This is a genomic window from Novipirellula sp., assembly GCF_041583735.1.
Classification (GTDB): Bacteria; Planctomycetota; Planctomycetia; order Pirellulales; family Pirellulaceae; genus Novipirellula.
On sequence record NZ_JBFHFD010000591.1, the window covers coordinates 1 to 5,489 of the forward strand.

The 5,489-nt window shown below is 54.8% G+C and carries 4 protein-coding genes; 3 read left to right on the top strand and 1 reads right to left on the bottom strand.

What is annotated here, in order from left to right; genetic code table 11:
* Positions 1-177: 177 nt before the first annotated feature.
* Positions 178-1,956, top strand: a complete 1,779-nt coding sequence (gene aspS / locus ABX962_RS28975) for an aspartate--tRNA ligase (protein WP_372724719.1) — start codon at positions 178-180, stop codon at positions 1,954-1,956.
* 140 nt (positions 1,957-2,096) lie between these two features.
* Here aspS and ABX962_RS28980 read toward each other — a convergent pair whose 3' ends face one another.
* The gene (locus tag ABX962_RS28980) at positions 2,097-3,770 is read right to left on the bottom strand and encodes a S41 family peptidase (RefSeq protein ID WP_372724721.1); all 1,674 of its coding nucleotides are present in this window, start codon (positions 3,768-3,770) and stop codon (positions 2,097-2,099) included.
* A gap of 122 nt (positions 3,771-3,892) precedes the next feature.
* Here ABX962_RS28980 and ABX962_RS28985 point away from each other — a divergent pair, with 122 nt between their 5' ends.
* Entirely contained in the window at positions 3,893-4,195 is a 303-nt protein-coding gene (locus ABX962_RS28985; protein WP_372724723.1) for a hypothetical protein, read from the top strand.
* A gap of 521 nt (positions 4,196-4,716) precedes the next feature.
* Positions 4,717-5,489, top strand: a 773-nt coding sequence (locus tag ABX962_RS28990; RefSeq protein WP_372724725.1) for a hypothetical protein, incomplete at its 3' end; no start/stop codon positions are given.

Below are 5,489 nucleotides of genomic sequence, written 5' to 3' on the forward strand. Positions count from 1 at the left end.
TCCCGGCAGATTCAAAACTAGCAAAAGCCGGCATCTTTTCCGATGCCGGCTTTTCTTTTGCCTGAACCGTTTTACTTTTGCCACAACTGGCCGTTGCCCCCACTCAGCAAAAGCAACTCGGGCGGCTAGAATCCTGCTCGTTGACCCATTCCGTTTCCCTAGCCCCCGACCGATTCTGTGCTACGCACCCATACCTGCGGACAACTCCGCAAGACCGATATTGGAACCGAAGTGACCCTGTGCGGATGGGTCGACAGCAAACGCGACCACGGCGGCGCGGTCTTTATCGACCTTCGCGATCGCTACGGACTGACTCAAGTCGTGATCGGGCCTCCGGAGGCCGACGCCAAATTGATCGACGAAGCGGGCCGAATCCCCGCCGAGAGCGTGATTCTGATCAAAGGCAAAGTCGCCGATCGACTCGAAGGTAAAACCAACGACAAATTGCCCACCGGAGCGATCGAAGTTCGCTGCGAACATGTCGAAATCCTGAACGCTTGCGCCAACCCCCCCTTCACCCCCAGCCAAAGCGATCTGCCGGGTGAAGACCTGCGGCTGAAGTACCGGTTCTTGGATCTGCGTCGCAAAGAAATGCAGAACGCGCTGGTTCAACGCAGCCGCATTATCAAGGTCATGCGTGACTATTTTGCCGAGCATGATTTTATCGACGTGGAAACGCCGATCCTCGGTCGCAGCACTCCCGAGGGAGCTCGCGATTATTTGGTGCCCAGCCGCGTGCATGCTGGAAAATTCTACGCGTTGCCACAATCGCCCCAGCTGTACAAACAAATCTTGATGGTCGCCGGTTTCGATCGCTACGTCCAAGTGGCGAAGTGTTTCCGTGACGAAGATCTGCGAGCCGACCGTCAACCTGAATTCACCCAATTGGACCTCGAAATGTCGTTCGTCGATGCCGACGACATCATGGGACTGATCGATGGTTTGGTCGCGCGTACGGCCAAAGAAGTGCTCGGCAAAGAAGTCAAGACGCCGTTGCCGCGAATGACCTACGACGAAGCGATGCGTCGCTACGGTCACGACGCACCTGATTTGCGTTTCGATATGGAGATTGTGGATGTAACCTCGGTCGCCAAGAAGACCGAGTTTCGCGTTTTCCGCGGCACCGCCGATGCCGGCAACTTTGTCCGTGGTATGAACGTCAAAGAAGCTGCAACCAAATTCTCGCGTCGCCAAATCGACGAGATGACCGAATTCGTCAAAGAATTTGGTGCAAAAGGTTTGGCGTGGTTCCGCGTCGAAGACGATGGCACATTATGGAGCCCAATCAGCAAGAATTTGGACGAAGCTCATTTGGCTGAGATCAAAGAATTGATGAAGGGCGAACCAGGCGACTTGTTGATGTTCTTGGCCGATACTTGGGAAGTCACCTGCAAAGGTTTGTATGCACTTCGCAAACGTTTAGGTGCCGAGCTGAAGCTTTATGGTCCCGACCAACTCAATTGCAGCTGGATCACCGAATTTCCGATGTTCGAGCGTGACGAAGAAACGGGCAACTGGACGGCGATGCACCACCCGTTTACCGCACCGCTTGCCAGCGACCTCGAGAAACTGGACAGCGATCCCAAGGCTTGTCGTGCTCAGGCGTATGACCTTGTCATCAACGGTAGCGAAGCAGGCGGCGGAACGATCCGGATCCACGATTCCAAAACGCAAAGCAAAGTCTTTGACTTGTTGGGGATCGACGAAGCGACTGCCGAAGATCGATTTGGATTCCTACTCAATGCGCTGCGTTTCGGTGCACCGCCACATGGTGGGATCGCGTTGGGCGTTGATCGCTGGGTGATGTTGTTGGCCGGGCTAGAGAACATTCGCGAAGTGATCGCGTTTCCGAAGACTCAAAAGGCTGCCGACTTGATGACCGAAGCACCAGGCGAAGTCGATTCGGGGCAACTCACCGAGCTGCACCTGCGTACCGTTGGCGTGAAAACGCAGTAAGGGTCTGGCGTTCGCAGAATCAAGTAACAGCGGAAGTCGTGGATCTTGCTAAAGATCGCTCCCGCAATAAAAAAAATCCCGCTCCAATGGAGCGGGATTTTTTTTTCGTCTCGGGTCGCGATCGTTTGCAGCCGATCGGGTTATTGCGGCCGGCGGCTGATCCAGTTGTTGTCCGACAATCGCGAGATCGCTCGTTGTAAAACAGCGTCTTCACGGTCGGTGGTCATTTCACCGTTGGAATTGGGTCGAGCGGCGATGTAAGTCGGTTCAACCGGTACGCTGGGGGTGACCCCGTTTAGGCTGATCGCTCGGCCGCTTGGCGAATAGAACTTGGCGGTCGTCAAACAGAGTCCAAATTTGGCCGATTGCATTCGAAAGATTCCTTGCACGCTGCCTTTTCCGTAGCTGGTTTCACCAATCACGTCGCCGCGGCCGCTGTCCGCGATCGCTCCTGCAAAAATCTCACTGGCACTCGCACTGTCGCGATCGATCAAAACGGCGAGCGGGATGTTCCACGTGTTAGGACGATGAGCGGTGTAGTCGTAGTTTTCGCGGGCGTTGCGACCACGCGTGGTAACGATGCGTCCGTCGCCCAGGAAACGGTCTGCCACTTCGACGGCTGCCGAAAGCAATCCACCGGGGTTGCCGCGAACGTCAAGGATCAACGATTTCATCCCTTGGCGATGCAAGTCCCACAACGCTTGTTCAATGTCACGCGTTGTCGTTTTTTGGAAGTTCGTCAGACGCAGATAACCAACGTGATTGGCGGCATCGACAATGTGCACGTTTTCAACACAAGGAACCTCGACGCGGCGACGTTGCACTTTCAAGTCGCGGACGTTGCCATCGGCTCCCAATACTCCGATTGAAACGTACGACTTTTCGGGGCCACGAAGCAGATCGGCAGCGTAGCCAGGGTCGGACGTTTTGGTTTCGGTCGCTTCCACACGAATGATTCGGTCGCCACCGATCAAACCGGCTTCTTCGGCAGGTCCGCCAGGAATGACCGACAAAATGTGCAGTGCATTGCTTTCGGCTTTCAGTTCGATCCCCAAACCAACAAAGTTGCCCTCGATGTTCGAGAACATTTCGTCAAGTTGGTTTCCCGATAACAATCGTGTGTACGGGTCGAGCGTCGAAACGGCACCGCTCATGAACTCCAATGCGGTGGCGGTTGGCGATAACCCGATTTCCGATTGAGCCAACGACGCAACGAAGGCAACATTGGCTCGCAAATCAAAGCGAGTCGCAGTGCTGCGGTTGGCTAATTGGTGATGCACGTTTTGGCGAAAGTTCTCTACCGCGACGGGGTCGGCGGTGGCCAGCATGCGGCTGACAAACTTTTCTTCGGTCAACGCAACTTCAAGAGCCGCGGTGCCATGCAGCATCACGCGAGCCCAGTCGATCTGCTCGACATAATGGGTTTGCAAATTCGCCAAGATCTCGGCGTACAAATCAAGAGCCTGCTCTTGCGATAATCGGTCGACCGACTGCAGATAGCTGGTGTCTTGATAACGACGATTGACATCGTAATGCAGCTTCGCGATCGTCAATCGTTGGTACAGCGACTTGCTGCCGGGGTGCTTCTTCGAAGCGTCCTCGTAATGACGAACGGCATCGGCCCACAATCGAGCTTGCTCGAGTTCAAGTCCTTGCTGTACCGCTTGTTGTTCCGGGGTAACTGAAAACTGTTCAGCTTCGGTGACAACTTGGGCCGAGGCGGGAGAGGCATAGCCGAGCAGCAACGCCGCAGCAATCAAGCTGAAAAAGGTTCCAGCGGATTGACGACGATAGACCTGTGGGATCCGATTCATACGAGCAAAATCCAGTGGAGCATCGTTCGGGAGGGTCCCCTAAACATCAGGGAGGTGATGTTTAGATGAAGCTGTGCAAAGACGCTCAGACCACACAGCTACGGGAATATAGGACACAAAGGGTGCCTGGTCAAAAAAACGGTGCGGTGGAAAATCGGGAAATTCGTGCTAACCCCACCAATTTGAAAAGTGGCGAATGGGTCGATGCAAATGTTCCGATACTTCCGGTCAACTTCTTAGAGAGTCTGACCGCACAAGCGTGTTTCACGCCTGTTTCCTACCGCTGTGCCTCCACTGCACTAGAGACGACTCGCATGTCGTCATGGCTTCCACGAGAAACGATAGGCGTTGTCCAGTTCGCAGGCAACGAACTTTTTCTGCTCTGGTTGAACGTTTCGCTTTTCAGTCGATCGGTGGGCGTGTGAAACGAAAGTTTCACACGATGCTCGGGGGGGGAACGTCTGATTTGCGCGTTATCGCGATTTACGGTGGCGGATATCCGCGTAAAAAAAGATCTCTTTAACAAGAAATGAATTTATGGCGATAATAGGTAATGGACTCGTCGGGCCGCGCCCGACCAGGTTCGGCCCATGCGCGTTCACTGATACCAAATGCACCCATATAGCGGGTCAGGTTCGGTTGGATTTCGCAGCTGGCATCGTAGCTCGCTGTGCAAATCAACTCGACTTACCTGCACCACTCGTGGCTAACACCGCGAGGCTCGGGAAAGACCCCGAGGAAAGTTGAGGGTTCAGGGATGAAGTGGCGATCGCTGCTAGCCGTTGTACTCGGCCTGTCCGTTTCTCACGTTGCGACTTTTGCTCAAAGGCCGCTCGATGCTGAGCGTCTTTCTACGAGTCGAGCGTCGCCAGAACGCGACGCGTTCTTTTCTTCCAGCGGCGTGGTCCGCTTTCAGCTGATTCAAGGTCGGCTCGGACTCAACCCAATGTTGCATCGCAACGGGGCTCAACAGCGTCAAGACGACGAGGTATTCGAGAGTATCACCGTCACCGCCCAACGCGGTATCCCGTCACTGCACTACGTCCTTCAGCAGCCAATGATCCGGCCGCTGCCTTCTTATTCCCAGACGCCGCAGTCCTCTTTCTCTAATTCAGACTCATCCAAGTCGTACTTATCCGAGTCGCCGCTGCAGCACATTACGCTTAGCGTTGACGATGCAACGGAAGTGAAGATCGAATCCGAGCTGAAGCACACCGGTGAACGGAGTGTGTTGAATCAGCCCGCATTCGGAATGATTCGCTGGGAGATTCAACGTGGCGATCAATTGGATTCCTACAGCGGATCGACGCTGTTTCATGTTCGGTTGCAAAACCCCGAAGTCTTTGATCTGCATTACGCCGACTTGACCTCGCGAGTGTTGCGAGGGAATTCGATTGCCGAGTTGTCGGATCAGATTCATGTTGCCGTGTTGGCGCATCATGATGGGCTTCCCACGATCCCCTTGTCCGAAGTCGTTCGCTGTGTCGAACAATTGCGTTCGTCACGTCAAAGCGCGCGGATCTCGGCTCAGCAGCAATTGCTTCGCTGGGGGACACCCATTATTCCGATGGTCCAGCGGATGATGGCCACCGATCTCGACCTCGAGCAGCGAGCGCGTCTCGGCGAAACCATTCGGATGCTGCGTCCGCGAGTCGAGGATACGCCTCGGTCGTTGGCGATGTTGATGGTCAACGACCCTCTGTTTTGGGAGTTGGAAAA

Coding starts and splice junctions, on each gene's coding strand:
- ABX962_RS28980 (WP_372724721.1), bottom strand. CDS start 3,770: ATGAATCGGATCCCACAGGTCTATCGTCGTCAATCCGCTGGAACCTTT.